This window comes from Chryseobacterium gossypii, assembly GCF_041361455.1.
GTDB lineage: Bacteria > Bacteroidota > Bacteroidia > Flavobacteriales > Weeksellaceae > Chryseobacterium > Chryseobacterium gossypii.
In genome coordinates this window covers 60,584-81,591 of the sequence record NZ_JBGCUR010000014.1, presented here as the reverse complement: position 1 = coordinate 81,591, position 21,008 = coordinate 60,584, and the positions used below count along the sequence as shown (strand labels likewise).

General features: G+C 39.2%; 17 protein-coding genes. 9 read left to right on the top strand and 8 right to left on the bottom strand.

The window, feature by feature from the left end:
* Window positions 1–463: 463 nt before the first annotated feature.
* Both ABMQ40_RS09635 and ABMQ40_RS09630 read left to right on the top strand, forming a co-directional pair.
* Window positions 464–1,585: a vWA domain-containing protein gene (locus ABMQ40_RS09635; RefSeq protein ID WP_370898985.1), complete on the top strand. Its 1,122-nt coding sequence runs from the start codon at window positions 464–466 to the stop codon at window positions 1,583–1,585.
* 54 nt (window positions 1,586–1,639) lie between these two features.
* Window positions 1,640–3,091: an AAA family ATPase gene (locus tag ABMQ40_RS09630; RefSeq protein ID WP_370898983.1), complete on the top strand. Its 1,452-nt coding sequence runs from the start codon at window positions 1,640–1,642 to the stop codon at window positions 3,089–3,091.
* Between the two features lie 87 nt (window positions 3,092–3,178).
* On the opposite strand, the gene ABMQ40_RS09625 is transcribed toward ABMQ40_RS09630, so the two are convergent.
* Both ABMQ40_RS09625 and ABMQ40_RS09620 read right to left on the bottom strand, forming a co-directional pair.
* Window positions 3,179–4,807, bottom strand: coding sequence for an acyl-CoA carboxylase subunit beta (locus ABMQ40_RS09625; protein WP_370898981.1), 1,629 nt, complete (start codon window positions 4,805–4,807; stop codon window positions 3,179–3,181).
* A 251-nt stretch (window positions 4,808–5,058) separates the two neighbouring features.
* Window positions 5,059–5,871, bottom strand: coding sequence for a TerC family protein (locus tag ABMQ40_RS09620; RefSeq protein ID WP_370898979.1), 813 nt, complete (start codon window positions 5,869–5,871; stop codon window positions 5,059–5,061).
* Window positions 5,872–5,966: 95 nt separating this feature from the next.
* Here ABMQ40_RS09620 and ABMQ40_RS09615 point away from each other — a divergent pair, with 95 nt between their 5' ends.
* Genes ABMQ40_RS09615 through ABMQ40_RS09605 form a run of 3 tightly spaced genes read left to right on the top strand, consistent with a single transcriptional unit; the run spans window position 5,967 to window position 8,695 of the window.
* Window positions 5,967–6,845, top strand: coding sequence for a DMT family transporter (locus tag ABMQ40_RS09615; protein ID WP_370898977.1), 879 nt, complete (start codon window positions 5,967–5,969; stop codon window positions 6,843–6,845).
* Window positions 6,846–6,860: 15 nt separating this feature from the next.
* Complete coding sequence (locus tag ABMQ40_RS09610) at window positions 6,861–7,940, top strand: putative type IX sorting system protein PorV2 (protein ID WP_503128620.1); 1,080 nt, start codon at window positions 6,861–6,863, stop codon at window positions 7,938–7,940.
* Window positions 7,941–7,951: 11 nt separating this feature from the next.
* Window positions 7,952–8,695 carry a hypothetical protein gene (locus ABMQ40_RS09605; protein WP_370898973.1) on the top strand — a complete coding sequence of 248 codons (744 nt, stop codon included), beginning with the start codon at window positions 7,952–7,954 and terminating at the stop codon, window positions 8,693–8,695.
* 79 nt (window positions 8,696–8,774) lie between these two features.
* Here the strand turns inward: ABMQ40_RS09605 and ABMQ40_RS09600 are convergent, their stop codons facing one another.
* Entirely contained in the window at window positions 8,775–9,563 is a 789-nt protein-coding gene (locus ABMQ40_RS09600) for a T9SS type A sorting domain-containing protein (protein ID WP_370898971.1), read from the bottom strand.
* A gap of 133 nt (window positions 9,564–9,696) precedes the next feature.
* Complete coding sequence (gene uvrC, locus ABMQ40_RS09595; protein ID WP_370898969.1) at window positions 9,697–11,487, bottom strand: excinuclease ABC subunit UvrC; 1,791 nt, start codon at window positions 11,485–11,487, stop codon at window positions 9,697–9,699.
* Between the two features lie 223 nt (window positions 11,488–11,710).
* Here uvrC and hutH point away from each other — a divergent pair, with 223 nt between their 5' ends.
* Both hutH and ABMQ40_RS09585 read left to right on the top strand, forming a co-directional pair.
* Window positions 11,711–13,201 carry a histidine ammonia-lyase gene (gene hutH, locus ABMQ40_RS09590; protein ID WP_370898967.1) on the top strand — a complete coding sequence of 497 codons (1,491 nt, stop codon included), beginning with the start codon at window positions 11,711–11,713 and terminating at the stop codon, window positions 13,199–13,201.
* A 106-nt stretch (window positions 13,202–13,307) separates the two neighbouring features.
* On the top strand, window positions 13,308–13,754 hold the full coding sequence (locus tag ABMQ40_RS09585) for a GNAT family N-acetyltransferase (protein WP_370898965.1): 447 nt from the start codon (window positions 13,308–13,310) through the stop codon (window positions 13,752–13,754).
* A 66-nt stretch (window positions 13,755–13,820) separates the two neighbouring features.
* On the opposite strand, the gene ABMQ40_RS09580 is transcribed toward ABMQ40_RS09585, so the two are convergent.
* The 3 genes from ABMQ40_RS09580 to ABMQ40_RS09570 all read right to left on the bottom strand — a co-directional run bounded on the left by ABMQ40_RS09580 (window position 13,821) and on the right by ABMQ40_RS09570 (window position 16,443).
* Window positions 13,821–14,984: a carboxypeptidase-like regulatory domain-containing protein gene (locus ABMQ40_RS09580; protein ID WP_370898963.1), complete on the bottom strand. Its 1,164-nt coding sequence runs from the start codon at window positions 14,982–14,984 to the stop codon at window positions 13,821–13,823.
* Window positions 14,985–15,035: 51 nt separating this feature from the next.
* On the bottom strand, window positions 15,036–15,863 hold the full coding sequence (gene ygiD / locus ABMQ40_RS09575; protein ID WP_370898961.1) for a 4,5-DOPA-extradiol-dioxygenase: 828 nt from the start codon (window positions 15,861–15,863) through the stop codon (window positions 15,036–15,038).
* Window positions 15,864–15,930: 67 nt separating this feature from the next.
* Window positions 15,931–16,443: a YceI family protein gene (locus ABMQ40_RS09570; RefSeq protein WP_370898959.1), complete on the bottom strand. Its 513-nt coding sequence runs from the start codon at window positions 16,441–16,443 to the stop codon at window positions 15,931–15,933.
* Between the two features lie 245 nt (window positions 16,444–16,688).
* Here ABMQ40_RS09570 and ABMQ40_RS09565 point away from each other — a divergent pair, with 245 nt between their 5' ends.
* Entirely contained in the window at window positions 16,689–18,827 is a 2,139-nt protein-coding gene (locus ABMQ40_RS09565) for a S9 family peptidase (protein ID WP_370898957.1), read from the top strand.
* 133 nt (window positions 18,828–18,960) lie between these two features.
* On the opposite strand, the gene ABMQ40_RS09560 is transcribed toward ABMQ40_RS09565, so the two are convergent.
* A complete protein-coding gene (locus ABMQ40_RS09560) occupies window positions 18,961–19,767 on the bottom strand; it encodes a hypothetical protein (RefSeq protein WP_370898955.1) in 807 nt (268 codons plus the stop codon).
* 148 nt (window positions 19,768–19,915) lie between these two features.
* On the opposite strand from ABMQ40_RS09560, the gene ABMQ40_RS09555 reads away from it, so the two are divergent.
* The gene (locus ABMQ40_RS09555) at window positions 19,916–20,941 is read left to right on the top strand and encodes an LLM class flavin-dependent oxidoreductase (protein WP_370898953.1); all 1,026 of its coding nucleotides are present in this window, start codon (window positions 19,916–19,918) and stop codon (window positions 20,939–20,941) included.
* The last annotated feature ends 67 nt before the right edge of the window (window positions 20,942–21,008 follow it).

The window sequence follows — 21,008 nt, the reverse complement described above, 5'->3', positions numbered from 1 at the left end:
AGGTCACCGCCAGTTTTTATAATAAACCTCATACAGCCATGTATGAGGTTTTTTTATTTTATTTATTTTGTTTTACCTTTTACCTTTATCTCTTACCTTTTATCTTTATCTTGTTTTATTTTATTATTTAGGTTGCTGATGCAGGTGATGGTGTGATGTTATTGAGTAGTAAAGGTAGGTTACGATGGTTGGAGCTGATTCTTATTGCTGCTGTTCCTCGTTCTTCCCTGCTCTTTTCTGTACTGCAAACCCCCATCATACTGACAGATCAGCTGTAAGAGACCCGTGAATAAAGAATAACAGGCCCTGAACCACCAGGTGGTTCCGTATGATATGATCCCCTATGACCTGGAAAACAATACTGATCTTCTTTCAATGAAACCCAATAGATTATTTTTATTAATAAATATTAAAATAGAACAAATCTTTAGTGACCTCTCGATTTATATTGTAATTTTATGTTATGAAAAAGCATATTGTGAGAGGCTTCAGATTTGAAACTTACAGACCACCGGAACTATCCGTGTTTGACCGGCTGCTGGAAATTTTTACAGATTTGTTGACCCATACCTCAGGGGATTTTGATGAAGCCATAGACTGGCTTAGGATGCTGGATGAAGAATATGAGCTTACCACACCAGACTATACTATAGATGATTTTATCGAAGATCTTAAGAAAAAGGGATACATCCGTGAGGAAGTAGACCCTAATGGCGGTGGAAATGGAATACGCTTAAGTGCGAAAATGGAACAGAACATTCGTAAGCATGCACTTAACCAAATCTTTGGGAATCTGGAGAAAAGTGGAAACGGAAATCATAAAACTAACAAAAGCGGGTCAGGCGATGATACAACAGGAGAATTTCGGAATTACCATTTTGGCGATCCTGTAGAAAAAATTTCTATAACAGAAAGCTTAAAAAACGCACAGATCAATAATGGAATCGGTGACTTCCAGCTTACCGAGGATGACCTGGTTGTGGAAGATAGCATTCACCAGTCTCAGATGAGCACCGTTTTGATGATCGACATCAGCCATAGTATGATCCTATACGGGGAAGACCGGATAACTCCTGCCAAAAAGGTAGCAATGGCACTGGCGGAACTTATTACTACACGCTATCCGAAAGATACCCTGGATATCATTGTTTTCGGGGATGATGCCTGGCCTGTTAAAATAAAAGATTTGCCGTATTTGCAGGTAGGTCCATATCATACCAATACGGTCGTAGGTCTTCAGTTGGCTATGGATATCCTGCGAAGAAAGCGGAATACCAATAAACAGATCTTCATGATCACTGACGGAAAACCCAGTTGTGTACGTCAGCCGGATGGCACCTATTATATGAATTCCTATGGTCTGGATGAGTATGTCGTTCAAAAATGCTATAACATGGCAGCTCAGGCCCGGAGGTTGCATATTCCCATCACCACCTTTATGATTGCCCAGGACCCTTATCTCCAATATTTTGTGAGAGAGTTTACGGAAGCCAACCAGGGAAAAGCCTTTTACACAGGCCTTAACGGTTTAGGACAGATGATTTTTGAGGATTATGAGGCTAACCGTAAAAAAAGAATACGTTAATATAAACACTAAAATTGATATTTAAAGCAACAGGGATATCAATAATTATAAATAATGAATTATAAAATGACTGAAAGACCGGATATAAAAACATTAGGTTCGTTAAAAACAGCAGGGTATAAAGTAAAAAGCATTAAGGATGAATTAAGGGATAATTTAAGAGAGAAGATCCGCAATAAGGAAACAGTATTTGAAGGCATCTTCGGATATGAGAATACGGTTATTCCTCAGCTGGAACATGCTATTCTCAGCCGGCATAATATCAATTTATTAGGCTTGAGAGGCCAGGCTAAAACCCGGCTTGCGAGAATGATGACGACACTGCTGGATGAATGGATTCCTTTTGTTGGAGGCAGCGAGATCAATGATGATCCATTCAACCCGATCTCACGTTATGCTAAAGAGCTTATTGAAACGAAAGGTGATGATACTCCTATAGAATGGTTGCACCGAGATGAACGTTTTTTTGAGAAGCTGGCTACTCCGGATGTGACGGTTGCAGACCTTATCGGTGATGTTGATCCGATCAAAGCAGCCAACTTAAAGCTTTCTTATGCTGATGATCGTGTCATTCACTTTGGAATGATCCCCCGTGCTAACAGATGTATTTTTGTTATCAATGAGCTGCCGGACCTTCAGGCACGTATACAGGTTTCTTTATTTAATATCCTTCAGGAAGGTGATGTACAGATCCGGGGCTTTAAAGTTAGAATGCCTTTGGACATTCAGTTTGTATTCACGGCTAATCCCGAAGATTATACCAACAGGGGGAGCATTGTCACTCCGCTTAAAGACCGTATCGGATCACAGATCCTTACGCACTATCCTGAAAATATCCATATTTCCAAAGAAATTACAAAATATGAATTAAGTCTGGATAGCCGTCTGGAAAATACAATATATGTACCTTCACTGGCTAAGGACCTTTTAGAGCAGATTGGCTTTGAGGCCCGTGACAGTGAGTATGTAGATTCCAAAAGCGGAGTTAGCGCCCGGATGAGCATAACCGCATTTGAAAATTTATTAAGCACGGCAGAACGAAGGTCTTTATTGACAGGAGACGAAAAAACTACCGTAAGGTTAAGTGATTTCGCAGGAGTAATTCCGGCCATTACAGGGAAGGTTGAGCTGGTGTATGAAGGAGAACAGGAAGGTGCAGAAGCGGTAGCCGAAATGCTGATCGATAATGCTGTAAAAACCCTGTTCACATCATATTTTCCAAAAGTTGAAAAGCTGGAAAAAAAAGATGTGCGGGGTCCATATCACCAGGTTACCGACTGGTTCCTGGAAGATAATGGCTTTTTGGAAATCACAGACGAATCTCCGGACGAAACGTATGCGAAAAATCTTAATCGTATAGCTCCGCTCAACAGTATCATAGAGAAATATCAGCCGGATACAAAGCAGGAGGATATTCTGTTCCTTAAAGAATTTATCCTTTGGGGGCTTGCGGTAAATAAAAAGCTGAATAAAGAAAGATTCAGAACAGGAGTGTTTTTTTCATAATAGCCTGACGTTTGTTTCATAAAGAAAGCTGTGGATATCATATTCACAGCTTTCTTTTATCGTTATTAATGAGGTTGGTCAGTGTCGTCATACCTGAATCACTCCCAAATTGAATTTTTCAGTAATAGGAGAATGATTGGCAGCTTCAATTCCCATGGATATCCATTTTCTGGTGTCAACCGGGTTGATTATGGCGTCTGTCCAAAGTCTTGCTGCAGAATACGTAGCTTCCGTTTGTTTCTGATATCTTTTAGAAATGGTATCCAGGATCTCATTATGTTCCTCTTCAGATATTTCCTTTCCCTGCTTTTTTAGAGTGGCTTCCTGGATTTGAGCTAAAACCTTGGCAGCCTGAGCTCCACCCATTACTGCCAATTCTGCCCAGGGCCAGGCAACGATTAGCCGGGGATCATAAGCTTTTCCACACATGGCGTAATTTCCTGCTCCGTAAGAATTCCCGGTAATAACAGTAAATTTAGGTACAACGGAATTGGAAACGGCATTTACCATTTTGGCACCGTCCTTGATGATCCCTCCATGCTCAGATTTTGAGCCTACCATGAATCCCGTGACATCCTGAAGGAAGACCAAAGGTATCTTTCTTTGATTACAATTGGCAATAAACCTGGTTGCCTTATCTGCAGAATCCGAATAGATCACACCGCCAAACTGCATTTCTCCTTTTCCGCTTTTCACCATTTTTCTTTGATTGGCCACGATTCCTACAGACCATCCGTCAATTCTGGCTGTAGCGCAGATGATAGTTTTGCCATAATCTGGCTTATATTCTTCATATTCTGACTGGTCTACCAGACACTTTATGATTTCATAGGTATCATATTGCTCGGCTCTGGAAGCAGGCATAATACCGAAGATATTATCCGGGTTTTCCTTTGGAGGAAAGCTTTCAATCCTGTCAAAGCCCGCTTTTTCAGTACTTCCGATAGACTTCATGATATTTTTAATCCTGTCTAAGGCATCCTTGTCATCTTTCGCTTTATAGTCCGTTACTCCGGAAATGGAACAATGGGTGGTAGCTCCTCCTAAAGTTTCATTATCAATGCTTTCACCTATTGCAGCTTTCACAAGATAGCTTCCGGCCAAAAAGATGGAACCTGTCTTGTCCACAATCATGGCTTCATCACTCATGATGGGCAGATAGGCTCCTCCTGCAACGCAGCTTCCCATGACGGCGGAAATCTGGATGATTCCCATGGAGCTCATCTTGGCATTATTCCGGAAAATCCTTCCAAAATGTTCTTTATCAGGGAATATTTCATCCTGCATAGGAAGGTAAACCCCTGCAGAATCTACTAGATAAATGATTGGCAACCGGTTTTCCATCGCTATTTCCTGAGCCCTCAGGTTTTTCTTTCCCGTGATGGGGAACCAGGCGCCGGCCTTTACTGAAGCGTCATTGGCAACAACAATACACTGTCTTCCGGAAACATATCCGACAACCACGACCACACCTCCGCTTGGGCATCCACCGTGCTCTTCATACATTTCATAGCCTGCAAAAGCCCCGATCTCTATGGAATCTGAATCTTTGTCAAGAAGATATTCAATTCTTTCTCTTGCTGTCATTTTCCCTTCCTCATGAAGTTTTTGAAGCCTTTTTTCCCCGCCTCCCTTTTTGATATCGGCGAGTATTCGATTTATTTCTGATAATTTTAATCGGTTTTGATCTTCTCGTTTGTTGAATTCAATGTCCATAAAACTTTCAATTTTTTCGTTTAAAGATACTATTTTTATAAGGAATTTCAGACTGAAATAAACAAGTGTTTAATTTGTTGGTTATCAGAAATTTGTGAAATTTTTAACAAAAAAATATTTTTAAATAAGTGATATTTTTTCTAACTTTACATCAGAGTAATAGAGAGGTATTCTCTATGTAAATACTCTAAGTTCCTAGTTTATTTTTTTAATAGTTTATTATTTGAAGGCCCTGAAAGTTGAACAAACTTTCAGGGTTTTTTATGGCTGTTATTCAGAAGTTTAATATTCTTTCTCATCTTCATGTTGATAAATTCTACCATTAAAGAGAAAAAAATGGCAAAATACAGATAGCCTTTAGGAATAATACCGACTTCCTGGCCAAAGAGACTGAAATGTCCTAAATGAGAGGCCTCAGCCAAAAGCATTACCCCGATCAACAGCAGAAAGGAAAGTCCCAGGATCTGGATTGTGGGATGTCCGCCTACAAACTTGCTTACAGGACCTGCAAAAAGCATCATGATGCCAATAGAAATGACCACCGACGTGGTCATGATTGTTAGGGCCCCGCTATTGCCAAATTCTTTGAAACTTACCAGGCCAACAGCTGTTAAGATGCTATCAAAAGAAAACACTATATTCAGAAGGGCGATCTGAAATATAGATCCCCAAAGTGAAGTTTTACCAGCTGAAATATCCGGCTGCTCATCGCCTTCAATTTTATGATGGATTTCTGTAACCGATTTATATAAAAGAAATAGACCACCCGAAAAAATAATGATTGACTGCCCGGTAACATAACCGCTAAGCCATGACCAGCTGATATTAAATAATGGCTGATTCAGGCTTACGATCCACTGGATACCGAAAAGTAAGGCGATCCTGAAAAGCATGGCAAGAAAAAGACCTGTATTCCGTACCTTCCTTTGATTTTCCGGTTCTATTTTATTGGAAACAATTGAAATAAAAACGATATTATCTATACCCAGTACAATTTCCAAAAATGTAAGGGTAAGCAGTGCAAACCAGGCATTTGCCGATGAAAAGACTTCTAAAAATTCCATAGGCACTTTTATTTAGAGTAAATTTAGTTTTTTTATAATATTTGTAAAAGCTATTTGTAAATTTGCATGTTAAAAAAAACTCCAATAGCTTAGATATGCATAAATTAGCTCTTTTCAGATTGCATTTAATTGTTTTTTTGTGGGGATTTACTGCAATTTTAGGAAAACTGATTTATGCAAATGCACAAATCCTCGTTTTTTACAGGATGCTGTTTGCCGCAGTTTTCCTGTTCATATTTATCAGGATCTACAAAAAAGAAAGTATAAGGGTCTCTAAAAAAGTATTTTTCCAGCTGGCAGCAATAGGATTTGCCATGGCCCTTCACTGGTTCTGCTTTTTTTATTCCATTAAAGTTTCAAATGTTTCCATTGCGTTAAGCTGTCTCTCATTATCAACATTATTTGCATCTGTACTGGAGCCTGTCATATTCAAAAGGAAGATCGATGTATCGGAGGTTGTGATGGGAATAGTGATCGTAGCATGTATCCTGCTGATCTTTAAAACAGAGTTTCAGTATAAGGTAGGGATCCTATTTGGGGTATTGTGCGCGATATGCGGGACTATATTCTCCGTATTTAACGGGAAAATGTTTGGAAAAACAAGCCCCGAAAACATCATTTTTTATGAAATTTTCTGTGGATGGTCTATTTTATTGATATTTTATTTGTTATCAGGGCAAATTTTTCAAATGAATGAAATAAACTACAGGGATCTGGCGTTAATATGCTTGTTGGCAAGTGTTTTCACTGCTTTTCCCATGCTGGAATCAGTAAAGCTGATGAAATATATTTCGCCTTTTACACTAATTTTAACAGTTAATTTGGAGCCGGTTTACGGAATTATATTAGCTTTTTTTATCTTTGGGGAATCAGAACATATGGGTTCTATATTTTATATAGCATCGGCCGTTATGATACTGGCTATTATTGCCAATGGATTTATAAAAGCTAAAAAACAGAAAAACTTAAATTAAGCATCAATCTATATGATGAAAAAATATCTTTTATTAGTATTTTCCCTGTTATTCGGGATGTCTCAGTCTCAGATCATAAGAAAATACTCCAATGAATTCTTAAATATTGGTGCTGGAGCCAGAGGGCTGGCCATGGGAGGTGCGGTAATATCGAACCAGGATGATGTATATTCTCCAATGTGGAATCCTGCCGGCTTAATGTCCATAGAAAGGGATTGGCAGGGAGCGGCCATGCACGCCGAATATTTTGAATCGATAGCCAAATATGATTACCTGGCCTATGCTAAAGTACTGGAAACAGGTGTTTTCGGGGTTTCGATCGTAAGATTGGGGGTGGATAATATTCTGAATACAACCCAAATGATCGATGCGGAGGGAAATATTGATTATGACAAGATCACTAAATTCTCCCAATCGGATTATGCGGCCATACTTTCTTATGCTTTTAATCCTGCCGGAAACCCTAAACTGGATGTGGGGATAAATGCTAAAATCGTTTATAGAAATGTAGGGAAATTTGCGAGCGGATATGGTTTTGGTTTTGACGTGGGAGCCATTTATAAGGCGGATAATGGCTGGAAATTCGGAGGAATGCTTCGTGACGCCACTACAACAGTGAACTTCTGGAGCATTAATCAGGATGAGCTTTCCACCGTAGTAAACGGAGAAGAGTTTAACCCGGCCCCAAAGGATAAAATGGAGCTTACCATGCCCAAACTGAATATGGGTGCCAGTAAGAAGTTTGATATCAATACCAGTGTTTATATACTTCCTGAAGCTGGATTAAATGTGGATTTTGCTAAAACCGCTGCTCTTATTTCAACCGATTTTGCAAGTATCACTCCATACGCAGGGGCGGAATTAGGTTATCAGAAAATGATTTTTGTGAGATTGGGAGTTAACAGGTTTCAGTCGATTACCGATATTGAAGATTTGAAAAGAAAAGTTTCCTTCCAGCCCAGCGCCGGTATCGGCATAAGGTACCGAGGGCTTACTCTTGATTATGCGATTACCAATTCAGGGATCGGCGGATCTAACTTCTATTCTAATTTCTTCTCGCTTAAGTTAGACATGGGAGAGTTTAGAAATGATTAAAATTAAAGCGTATGAAAAAAATACCATTACTTATATTCACTATTTGCTCTTTATTTGCTTTCGGGCAGAAAGTATCTGATTTTAAATATGTTTTCATTCCTGAAAAGTTTCAGACCTTTAAGGATAGTTTTGGACTGGAGCAAGTATTGGCCAAAGCCCTGAAAGGGAAAAAATATACAGTGCTTTCAGGAAACAGGGATCAATGGCCCGCAGAAGCTATTGAAAACCCGTGCAGGGTGCTGAATGCAGATGTTTTGAATGATAAAAGCCTTTTAAGAAATAAGGTTATTTTACAATTTAAGGACTGCAATAATAAAATGATACTGCAATCAAAAGGAACCTCAATAATCAAAGAATATGAAGAAGGTTTCCCGGATGCTCTGCATCAGGCTCTGGCAGTAGTAAACGTATCGAATCCTACATCTGATGTTCCTGTACAGTCTGCGGTTCCTGTCAATACAAATGTGGCTTCGGAGAACGCAACCTCCGCTGTATCTGAACATGCTGCTAATAAATACAGCAATGGAAAAGCTACTTTCCAAAAAATACAAATTGATAGTGAAAAATTTATCCTCGCAGATTCAAACAGCTCGGTACCTTACGCTACATTCAGTGCTACAACCAAAAAGGATGTCTTCAGGGTTAAATTACAGAACGGAGACTCTACGATCGGATATTTTGAAAACGGGAATATTATTATTGAAATTCCTCAATCCGCCGGGAAATACTCTAAAGAGACTTTCTCTCCCCAATAGGATGATATCCGGAAGGTTTAGCATAACGGAGAAATATAAAGAAATGAGGCTGCCTGAACTTAGGCAGCCTCTTTAGTATCTATTTCTTGATGAATTTAATAACCTGATTTCCCTTATCACTTGATATTTTTGCGGTGTAAGTTCCCGGTACCAGATCTGATAATCTGATGGAAATATTTTTATTGCTTTTTACAGATTCGGTCTTCAGTAATTTTCCGTTAAGATCATATATTTCTATAGATTTTATTGTTCTGGTGTCTTCTATGTTCAATACGTCAGAAACCGGGTTAGGATAAACTTTAGCGGTTGATAAAGGAGCTTCTGCCGTGCCCAGTACTTGTGTGATGCTTGCAGTATAATCCGTCCATGTTCCGTAAGCATATGCGCCACATGCAGATTGTGCCGGTACACCGTCTCCGGAGTTGGCAAGGCGGTTCCAGATTCTCATTCTATAATTCCCTGTGGTAACAGAAGAAGGGATCGTAAATGTTCCGCTATACGTCTGGGTCGCATTAGCTATATAGGCAGGCAGGAATAATGCTTCACCTGCATCGTCAAAATCCCCGTCTTTATTAAAGTCTATCGCCATTCCACAAGCTATCCATCCCATTGTAGTAACATTGATGTCATAGCTCGCTCCTGTATTGAGGTTGACAATTACAGAAGTTCTGTCTCTTCCGCTGGTGCAGGTTCCGGAAGCGAACGTATTGTCGAAGCTGGCCGAAGGGATCGTCACCTGAGTAATCCTCCAGGAAGAGCATCCATTGGAGTATGTAGGAGTACAATACGTTTGGGAATAAAGAACATTGATGAATGCGGAAGTTAGTAGTAACGCAAAAAATTTTGCAAAAAAGTAGTTTGATTTCATGATTTTTAGTATTGGATTTTAATACCAAATTATGAAAAAAAAATAAACTATGAAATTATTTTGATAAAATAATAATTTAATGAAAAATATATGATCGATTTTATACTAAATAATACTTATATATTTATTTTAATTAATGGTTGAAAAAATCATAAACTACCTTAGCTCTGCTTTTTCCCAGTATTTCTTCCAGGGTTTCCAGGCTGGCTTCCTTTATACGTTTTACGGACTTTAATTTAGATAGCAGGAGTTCGATGGTTTTATCACCAACTCCCGGAATGTCTTCCAATTCGGATTTTATGGTTGAGTTCTTCCTTCTTGTCCTGTGATGTTTCACACCGAAACGGTGGGCCTCATCTCTTACCCTCTGCAGGATTTTTAACGTTTCAGATTTTTTATCGAGATATAAAGGGATCGGATCCTCAGGGAAGAAGATTTCCTCCAGTCTTTTGGCGATTCCTACGACGGTAATTTTACCATACAGTCCCAATAACCGTAAGCTTTTTACAGCAGAAGACAACTGCCCCTTTCCGCCATCAATCAGGATCAGCTGCGGAAGGCTTTCTCCCTCATCTAACATCCTCTTGTATCTGCGATAGATGACCTCCTCCATCGTCGCAAAATCGTTTGGCCCCTCAACGGTTTTCGGATGAAAGATCCGGTAATCGGCCTTGCTCGGCTTCCCGTCTTTGAAAACCACACATGCGGATACCGGATTTGTCCCCTGGATATTGGAGTTGTCAAAGCCTTCAATATGTCTTGGTTCCACAGGCATTCTCAACAGTTTTTGCATTTCAGCCATAATCCGGTTGGTATGACGTTCCGGGTCAACGATTTGCACCTGCTTTAATTTTTCCAGACGGTATTCTTTCGCATTTTTTTCCGAAAGCTCAACGATCCGCTTTTTATCCCCTACTTTAGGGACAATAAGTTTTACATTCGGAATTTCCACAGACAGATGGAAGGGAAGCAGGATTTCCTTTGAGTCAGAGCCGAACTTTTGACGGATTTCAATAAGGGCCTGCTCCATGATCTCCTCGTCTGTTTCTTCAAGGATCTTTTTGATCTCCGTAGTAAAACTCTGGATAATATTTCCGTTTCTTATTTTAAAGAAGTTCACATAAGCGGCAGTTTCATCACTGTTCATCCCGAAAACATCCACATCATCAATATTTGGATTTACCACCGTGTTTTTAGCCTGGTAATCTTCCAGGACGTCCAATCTTTCTTTAATAAGCTGGGCATGCTCAAACTGAAGGCTGGCGGCATGCTTCATCATCTGATTGACCAGATAATCCTTTGCCTTCCGGAAGTCACCCTTTATAATTCCGCGGATGGCATCGATCTTTTCATCATAATCTTCTTTGCTTTCCAGCCCTTCACAAGGTCCTTCACAGTTTTTGATGTGATATTCAAGGCATACCTTATATTTTCCTTTGTCAATCTTGCCGGGTGAAAGATTGAGATTACAGGTCCTTAATTTATAAATATGCTTAATCGTATCCAGCAGGATTTTTGCGGGACGCACTTTTGCATAGGGGCCATAATATTCCGAACCGTCTTTTATTACCGTTCTTGTCAGGAAAATTCTTGGAAAATCTTCATTTTTAATACATATCCAGGGATAAGTTTTGTCATCCTTCAGCATTACATTATAAAAAGGCTGATGTTCTTTGATCAGATTATTTTCCAGCAAAAGAGCATCATACTCGCTGTTGACTATGGTGGTCTCCAGCCGCTGGATTTTTCCGACCATGATCTTGATCCTGTATCCCGAGAGATTTTTATTAAAATAGGAGAGAACCCTTTTTTTCAGGTTTTTTGCCTTTCCCACATACAAAAGCTGATCGTTTTTATCATAATAACGATAAACACCGGGCTCAGAAGGTAAAGTTTTCAGCTGTAATTCTAAAGAAGGATTCATATAACAAAATTACGGAATTTAAAGGCATAAAAAAAGTGCGGTGTAATTCTGAAATACAAATAAATCAGGTGTGCCGGTTACCGGATAAATAATCCGGATCACACAGCTTCGGATACCGGTGATAAAAGCTGTGGAGATAAGAGTTGATCCTGTAAAATATGAGGGCTGAAATTTAGTTTTTTCAATTATGGGTAATTGCTTAAATTTAAGCAAAATTTTCAGAATGATATACGGTGTAGATATTTTCAGTTTCCATGATGTATTGGACATCTGCAAAAATCCTAAAAAAGCCAAGCTTAACAAGGTGGCAAAAGAACAGATAGTAAAATCTCAGAAAAATGTACAGAAAATAGTAGAGTCAGACCGATGTGTATATGGGATCAACACAGGGTTCGGGCCACTTTGCGATACTAAGATTTCTGCTGATGAAACGGCAAAGCTACAATATAACCTTATTATTTCGCATGCTGTAGGCGTAGGAAACCCTATAGATAAGGAGCTTTCAAAAATTATGATGATCTCTAAGATTCATGCCTTATCCAAAGGATTTTCAGGGGTTTCTCTTGAAGTCATAGAGCGCATGATCCTTATGCTTGAAAAAGATATTATCCCTGTAGTTCCGGAGCAGGGGTCAGTAGGGGCCTCAGGAGACCTTGCCCCGCTGGCGCATCTGGTTTTACCACTTTTAGGGTTGGGAAAAGTATGGGAAGGAGACCAGATACGGGAAACAGCAGAGATACTTGAGAAGCACCAGCTTAAACCGCTCATTTTGGGCCCGAAGGAAGGATTGGGATTAATTAATGGGACACAATTTATCCTGGCACATGCTATTAAAGGATTAGGAAAATTCGAATATTTGCTGGATCTTGCCGATATGGCTGCTGCCATGAGTCTTGAGGCTTACAGAGGTTCTGCCAGTCCGTTTAAAAAAGAGCTGCATGAGATCAGACCTTTCGAAGGAAGTAAGAAAGTAGCGGCAAGAATGCTGAAATTCCTTAAAAACTCTGAAAATTTGAAAGCTCATGAAGATTGTGAAAGAGTACAGGACCCTTATTCCATGAGGTGTGTTCCTCAGGTACACGGAGCCAGCAGAAATGCTTTTGAACATCTTAAAAGCATGGCTGAAACCGAGCTGAACTCCGTAACAGACAACCCAATCGTGCTAAGTGCGGAAGAATCTATTTCAGGAGGTAATTTTCACGGGCAATTGATGGCATTACCTTTAGATTATGCAACACTGGCAGCGGCAGAGCTGGGGAATATTTCAGACAGGAGAAGTTACTTGCTGCTGGAAGGGAAATATGGACTTCCGAGACTATTAACGGAAAGCTCAGGATTAAACTCAGGATTCATGATCCCACAATATACCGCCGCAGCCCTGGTTACAGAAAACAAGACATTGTGCTTCCCGGCCTCAGCAGATTCTATTCCTACAAGTTTGGGACAGGAGGACCATGTTTCAATGGGAAGTATTTCAGGTAGAAAATTTAATCAGGTTCTCGGTAATTTAGTGAATATCCTTGCTGTTGAACTGATGTTTGCGGCCCAGGGGCTGGAATTCAGAAGACCGGCCAAATGTTCAAAGATCATTGAAGAGAATCTGGCTGTTCTCAGGTCTAAAGTAGCTAAGCTGGAAGATGACAGGCTGATAGGGAATGATATGCTGGCAATAGCGGAACTGATCAATGAAAGGAAATTTATTGTGGAAGTCTGACAGCAAAAGTATTGATTGACGAGAAGAACTGCTATAAACCGTCATTCGATATGTAAATAAAAAGCTTCCCTTTTTGGAAGCTTTTATAATTTTAAAAAATAATGAGATGATAATCAAAAGAATAGATTCTTCAGACAAAGACTTTCAGAGTCTGGTGAGGCTTCTGGATGCAGATCTAGCCGTTCGCGACGGAGATGAACATGCTTTTTACCATCAGTTTAATACGATTGATTCGCTGAAAAACTGTATCGTGGTTTATCTGAATGATAAGGCCATTGCATGCGGGGCTTTCAAACCTTTTTCAGATGACAGTGTAGAAATCAAAAGGATGTATACCCATCCTGAATACAGAAAAAATGGGCTGGCTTCCAGGATATTGTACGAGCTTGAATCCTGGGCCAGGGAATCAGGATATGGAAAATGTATTCTGGAAACAGGTAAAAATCAGCCTGAAGCCATAGCTCTTTATCAGAAAAACGGTTATGAGGTAATCCCCAATTACGGGCAATATGAAGGGATAGAAAATAGTATTTGTTTTGAAAAGCAGATATAAACACAGCCAATCCGGCGCTCATCAGGATGCGGACCTACCAATGTCTTACAGGCTGTGCAATAAACTTTAATCACCTAACTGATAATCCAGAGGAAGCATGTTTTCGATCCTGTTTGTTGAGAAATCTCCCTGATTGATCAGCAAGTCAGGATCTGAAGTATTTCCGCTATCATAGATCTCAAAGGATTGGCCTTCGATATACAAATAAGACTGTTGACCTACAGGAGTCTTTGTTTTTATAAATTCCTTATTCTGGATCTCGTAGTTGTACTTAAGAAATTTTACCTGCAATACGTCCGGAAATTCAAGAAATATTCTTCCGTCGGATTTTTTAATATAATCAGATTCAGGAATGTTCATTTTAACAATTGCCATTCCATAAGGTTTTTCCTTATTCTTTCTTTGGGAAATATCACTGATGTTATCAGGGATTTTAAAGTTTCCGGAAGGTTTAAATGTACTCAGGAACTCCCGGAGAAGCTTCAGCTCACTCTCCGTAGGATATTTTGGATTGGGAACTTTAATGACCTTATTGACAACAAATCCCGCGTCATGGACTTTATTGTGATATGCGCTTCTGAAAAAGTGCAACAAGCTGCCTTCATAGGCATTCATTCGGTTCAATCTTGTTTTATCTGTATTTTTAGTTTCTCTAAAGAAACTGGTTCCGGTAAAGTTTACCATATTGGTATTGTAATCCAATGAAAAATTTATAAGATTATATTCTATTTCGTACCCCAGTTTTTTATTTTCAATAATTAAGGTTTTAGGGGCTTTTACACTTAAAAAATTATTTTTTTTATCATACGCGAATTTCAGGGTTCTTTGATTTTTGATCTTTACATTTTCTTTATCACTGCCGATAAAGTTGCTAAGAAAGGTATAAATATGGTTTTTATAAGCTTCTTCCGTATAGGGTATCAGCTGTACTTCTTCTATTTCGGCAGTTTTAATGAGTACCACTTTCAGGGTTTTGCCGTAAACCTTTGAAATATCAGTGGTAAAGGTTTCATAATCTTCTTTTTGGAAAACCAGGCTTCCTTTATTCCTTGAAGGCAATTCTATGATGAAACTGCCATCCTCCTTTGAGGTGGTGCCTATTTTAGTTCCATCTATATAAATGTTGACATTGGGTATTCTGTGATCGGCATCATTTACCACTGTCCCTTTTATGGTTTGGGCAAATGAGAAATAAAACGGAAGAAAAATAAATAGTAATACTGTTCTCATGACGGGCACAATATTACTATTTTTTGATGAAAAAATGATTAGAGTGATTTTTTATCCGATCCTTACGCTTGTCATGCTCAGAGACCCTCCGATTAGTTCATCATTAAACAAACTCAGGCTTTCGGACTTACCCTTTAATCCCAGAGTATAGATAAGCGGTAAGAAATGATCAGGGGTAGGGACCGCATATTGTAAAAAGCTTCCCTGTTTCCGGTAGTCAATAATATTCTGGAAATTCCCCTCCAGCAGCCAGTTGTTGGTTTTTTCCCGGGCTTCAACAGCCCAATCCCATCCGGCACCTACCGTATTGATATTTTTCCAGTCGATCAACCTTAAATTATGGATGATATTGCCGCTTCCGATGATCAGAATGCCTTTCTCCCGCAGTTTATCCAGTTTTTGGGCAAGATCAAAGTGGTACTGGGGTGGCTTTGTATAATCAATGCTCAGCTGAATGACAGGAATATCCGCATCAGGGTACATATGTCTGATTACGGACCAGGCACCATGATCCAATCCCCAGTTATGATCTTCTTCAACGATTACCGGAGCTAAAATTTCAACAGTCTCCCTGGCCAGGCCGGGATCTCCCGGAGCCGGGTATTGTACCTCAAACAAAGCTCTCGGAAACCCATAGAAATCATGAATGGTTTTGGGCATATCCATAGCCGTTACAAACGTTCCCTGGGTATACCAATGTGCTGAAATGCATAAAATGGCATTGGGTTTTGGGATTTCCCGGGCTGCTTTTCGGAAGCCCTGTACAAACTGGTTTTCCTCAATGGCATTCATGGGAGAGCCATGCCCGAGGAAAAGTACCGGCATCTTTTGCGTACTTTTAAAATTTCCGCTTATGTTTTGCAGATCGTTGAGGTTCATAATATAAAAAGATAAAAGGTCCAAGGTTTTAGAAAATCCCTGAACCTTTTACAGATATGTTAAAAAATTATGCTTGTTTTGTAAACTCTAATTCTCCTTCAATTTTTACCTCGTCGCTTACCATTACACCTCCTGCTTCAAGAGCCGCATTCCAGTTCAGTCCAAAATCTTTCCTGTTGATTTTTCCGTCAAAAGAAAACCCGGCTTTTGTATTTCCCCATGGATCTACATTGATCCCACCGAAATTCACATTTAAGGTAACAGGCTTTGTAATACCATTGATGGTAAGGTTTCCGGTCACCTGGTCATTCAGGGCCTGAGATTCGAAAGTAATAGTCGGATGTTCCTCAGCATTGAAAAATTCCGGAGATTTTAAATGATTATCCCTGTCTGCATTATTGGTGAATACAGAATCAGTATGGATTGTTGCCGTAGTTTTAGCATTTTTAAAGGTGTCATCATCTGCTTCAATTTCTGCAGTGAAGTTTCTGAAGCTTCCCTTTACGTTAGAAATCATCATATGTTTTACTTTGAAGGTGATTTCACTATGCGTTGGGTCTAGATTCCATTTTGTTGCCATTGTAATATTTTTTATTTGTTATTGATGTGACAAATTTATGATAAGGTATAAGTACAATTCATTGATTTAGGATAAGAAATGAAATGTCCTTTCTGATTCTAAAAATAGAATTGAATGATCGCCATCCTGTAAAAACTGACATTAAGTTAAGGATTTTTTTGAGTATTATTTTACCAATGTTTTGTTTTAACATTTCTTAACGGTTGCTTTTTATTTCTTATTTTTGATGGAATTTATTTTATACAATGAAATTATACAGATATTCTTTATTGATGGCTGTTTTGAGCAGCTCGGTTTTTGCACAGACTCAAAAGTTTACAATGGCGGAAGCGGTTAATGGCTTAAGAACCAATCTTGCAGTAAAAAACATTTCCCAGTTTTCATGGTCAGCAGATGGTAAATCCTATATTCAGGCTGTTAACAAAGGTTATTTAATTACCGACCTGAAAACAAATAAACAGGATACCCTGGTTTCTTTGACCCAGCTGAACAGGCATTTTTCCGACAAGAAACTGCGAATGATTCCACAAATTAAATTCATTTCCGATACTCAGGCTTATTTTAATGCAGATGGACAGATGTTTTGGATTGAAAAATCCGGGAACGACTGGAAGGTAAAAAGTTCAGCAGCACTCGATGAAAATGCTTCTAACTTAAAAGTATTTAATGATAACCAGACTTTGGCTTACACGGTAAAAAATAATTTATATGTAAGCAGAAATGGAAAAGCTGTTGCCGTAACCAATGATGAAAATGAGAATATTATCAGCGGACAGGCCGTTCACCGGAATGAGTTCGGGATTGATACCGGAATTTTCCCGGCTCCGAATTCTGAAAGTGTGGCCTTCTACAGGATGGATCAGACTATGGTAGCCGATTATCCTGTCATTGATTGGTCTGTAACGCCTGCTGTAAATCACAATATCAAATATCCAATGGCAGGGCAGACTTCCCATCAGGTTACCTTGGGAGTATATAACCTTAAAAATCAGTCTACGGTTTTCCTGAAGACGGAAGGCGAAAAAGACCAGTATTTAACGGCAGTTACCTGGAGCCCGGATTCCAGATATATTTTTGTGGGAGTATTGAACAGGGCACAAAATCATTTAAAAATGAACCAATATGATGCCTCCACCGGTAATTTTGTAAAAACCTTATTCGAGGAGACTGATTCCAAATATGTGGAACCTCAGCATCCACTTATCTTCTTCCCGAACTCTAATACAGATTTTATATGGCAAAGTCAGAGAACAGGATACAATCACCTGTTCCACTACAGCCTGGAAAAAGGATTGGTGGCTCAAATTACAAAAGGAGACTGGCTGGTTACTGATATTTTGGGATTTAATGATAAGAAGAAAGAAATTTATTTTGTTTCTACAAGAGATACCCCTTTAGAAAGACATTTATATAAAATAAACTGGACAAACTTCAAAATGCAGCGGCTGGATAATGCGGAAGGCATGCATACAGGAATCTTAAGCAGTGACGGGAATTATTTATATGATGCCTACAGCAATGCCAATACGCCGAGAATAGTTAATATCATTAATACCGGCACCTTAAAATCCAGTAACATACTTACGGCTGAAAATACATTGAAAAATTATCAGCGGCCTGAAATTAAAAACGTGGAATTAAAAGCCGATGACGGAACTCCTCTGTATGGAAAAATCATTCTCCCGATCAATTTTGACCCGAACAAAAAATACCCTGTAATCGTATATTTATACAACGGGCCGCATTTGCAGCTGGTAACCAATTCTTTTCCTGCCTCAGGAAACCTTTGGTATGAATATATGGCACAGAATGGATATATAATTTTCACTATGGACGGAAGAGGCTCGTCTAACCGCGGATTGAAATTTGAGCAGGCTGTTTTCAGGAATCCGGGGACCACCGAAATGAATGATCAGATGAAAGGAGTGGAATATTTGAAGTCACTTCCCTATGTAGATGCGGACAGAATGGGAATTCACGGGTGGAGCTTTGGCGGATTCATGACCACCAGTTTCATGCTTCGCCATCCAGACGTTTTTAAAGTAGGCGTTGCAGGTGGGCCGGTCCTTGATTGGAAAATGTATGAAATCATGTACGGTGAAAGATATATGGATACACCTCAGGAAAATCCTGAAGGTTATGCCACAGCCAATCTCCTGGATAAAGTTCAGAATCTAAAAGGAAAGCTGTTAATGATTCATGGAGCCCAGGATGATGTGGTAGTTTGGCAGCATTCCGTTAAATTCCTTAAGGCAGCAGTTGATAATGGTGTTCAGCTGGATTATTTTGTTTATCCGGGGCATCCGCATAATGTGATCGGGAAAGACAGAGTGCATTTAATGCAGAAAATAACAGATTATTTCGATCAATATCTTAAAAAATAAGAATAATTACAATAAAGCTATCTCATATCGGGATAGCTTTTATTTTGATAGCGCGCGGATTTCCCAGCAAGCTTCCATTCTGCCAGATCAGCGTTATATTCAGTATTCAGTTTTATTGAATGAGGATGATCAGTTACTCATAAAACTCTTTGAGAATATAATTACCTTTATTCAGTTTATTAAGCTCTTTCAACAAATAATACCGGTGTAAAAAGCCAGTCAGAACGACAATTCTTTTATGAGGATATTTTAGGGTAGCATTGTAGATATTCCGGGCCATGGTTTGATTTCTGAGATCCCAAAAGCCGGACATTAGTTTAAGTCCATCTCTGTAGCTGATCTTCTCGCCATTAGGCTTGGTGACAAATCTGTCAGTAAATTCTCTTCTTGTTTCTGTTATTTTTAATAATCCGCTGTATTGGGCATTTTGTCTTTTTTCCGAAATTTTATCCGTGATCTTATTGTTGAAGTTTTCCGGAGATAATTCGGCTGTTTTCATTAATTCTTTGGTCGTGTTCAGAAATTCTTCATACAATTTTGATTCAGAAGACGATAGCTGTTTCGCTTTATATAAACTGTCAATCAGCTTTACGGACAGGTTGTCAGTAGGAACCATTCCTTTATCTTTTCTATACTGGTTTCTTCCTTCAAAATCAAAAGGAAGCCTTACGGTTTCCGGAAACTTTTCAAGATACAGATTACTGGCAGTGATTTCATTTCCCTTAAGACTTTTATCTGTTTCATATTCTTTCATTCCCTGGCTGTCAACTTCGTGGAGGATAATATCAGGCTTGATTCTGCTAAGCATATCAAACAATATTTTGGGATGATAATTCGGGACACTGTCATGTATATTTCCGATTACGTAGATCTCGGTTTTGTTTTGTGAAGAGTAAAGGTTAGTAAGCAGGGCCAGGAACAACGCCAGTGTATATTTCATTTTCATAAAGTTATAATTCTCAAATATAGATAAGTTTGGATAAGCGGCAAAAAGGTGGCTTCATTTATTCTGCCTGGATACCGATCTTACCAAACATCAATGCTTTTAATCTTCTATAACTGTAATTTTGTTATCTAAATTTAAGAATATGGAATTAGGAATAGGCATGTTCGGTGATCTGGCTCTGGACCAGGCCACAGGAAAATACAGAGATGCAGGTACCAAGATCAGGGAAATTCTTCAGCAGGTGAAGCTGATGGATGAGGTAGGAATTGATGTTTTTGCAATGGGGGAACATCACCGCCCGGATTACGCTGTTTCATCACCTGAAATGGTGCTGGCCGCAGCTGCAAGCATTACGAAAAATATAAAACTGGCCAGTGGTGTAACAGTTTTAAGCTCATCGGAACCAGTGAAAGTGTACGAGGATTTTTCCACCTTGGATCTGATTTCAGACGGAAGAGCAGAAATATTTGTGGGCAGGGGAAGTTTTATTGAATCATTTCCGCTTTACGGGTATTCTTTGAATGATTATGAACAGCTTTTTGATGAAAAATTGGATTTATTGCTAAAGATCAATTCCGAAGAAAATGTTACCTGGTCAGGACAACTTCGGGCCCCTATGCATAACCAGACCGTTTACCCCAGAGCAAAAAATAACGGAAAACTGACGATCTGGAGAGCAGTTGGAGGAACACCTCAGTCGGTTTTAAGTGCAGCAAAGCAGGGAATGCCTTTAGTAGTGGCTATTATCGGGGGAATGCCAATCCAGTTCAGGAATTTGATTGAATTCTATAAACAGGAATATGTAAAAGCAGGTCATGACGTTGCTGAAATGCAAATTGCCGTTCATTCACATACTTTTGTTAGTGATGATCAGAAAGTTATCGACGGATATTTTCACAATTATAAATCCCAAATGGACAGGATCGGTGCCTCAAGAGGCTGGGCTCCTTATACAAAAATGCAATACGAAGGAGGAAGAAGTAAAGATGGAGCGTTATTTATTGGAAGTCCTGCCGAAGTGGCCGATAAAATAGCATATATGAAAGATATTTTTGGAATTACCAGATTTATCGGACATATGGATGTGGGAGATCCGGCTCATGATATTATGACAAGATCAATTGAATTATTCGGTAGGGAAGTATTACCAGTTATCAGACCTTTATAAATCAGGGTACCCGTCACTTCGAGTAGCGAAACGGAGTGGAGCATATCGAGAAGTTGTACACTTCAGT